The sequence below is a fragment of the Mesorhizobium sp. M7A.F.Ca.AU.002.02.1.1 genome, assembly GCF_003998535.1.
In the GTDB taxonomy this organism is placed as follows: domain Bacteria; phylum Pseudomonadota; class Alphaproteobacteria; order Rhizobiales; family Rhizobiaceae; genus Mesorhizobium; species Mesorhizobium ciceri.
This window is the reverse complement of the sequence record NZ_RZPB01001512.1, coordinates 1-401: the sequence shown is the minus strand read 5'-3', so window position 1 is coordinate 401 and position 401 is coordinate 1. Positions and strand designations below refer to the sequence as shown.

Annotated in this window: 1 protein-coding gene; it reads right to left on the bottom strand. The window is 63.1% G+C overall.

The features are described from left to right. Window positions 1-389 (bottom strand): MipA/OmpV family protein (locus EN879_RS38655; protein ID WP_245493971.1); only part of this gene is annotated, 389 nt, incomplete at its 3' end. Window positions 390-401 lie beyond the last annotated feature (12 nt).

The window sequence follows — 401 nt, the reverse complement described above, 5'->3', positions numbered from 1 at the left end:
GCATCATAGCGCGCCAGCCCCGAGCGAGCCGATTGCTCGGGCGTGACACCAAAATAGGCCTGCATGTAATTTTCGTCGGCGAACACGGCGGACGCGCTGGCGCCGATCATCAACGATTGAGACAGAGGCCGGGTCACCTCGATCCCCACCCTGCCCTCCAGGCCATCGCTGCCGCCGATGGTCTTGTCCAGCTGCGCGAATATTTCGGCCGGACCGAACTTCGCCGCTGCCTTCACGCCGACCGTCGCGCCCATGTCGACATCCCCCAAGCCGCGCAGATGGTCGGAGTCGTCTTCCTTGCGGCCCATCTCATAGCCAAGCCGCGCGCTGAAGGCGAACGGTCCTTGTTCATAAACGGCGATGTTGGCACCAGTCGGATCGATCGTCACCGTGTCGAGGAA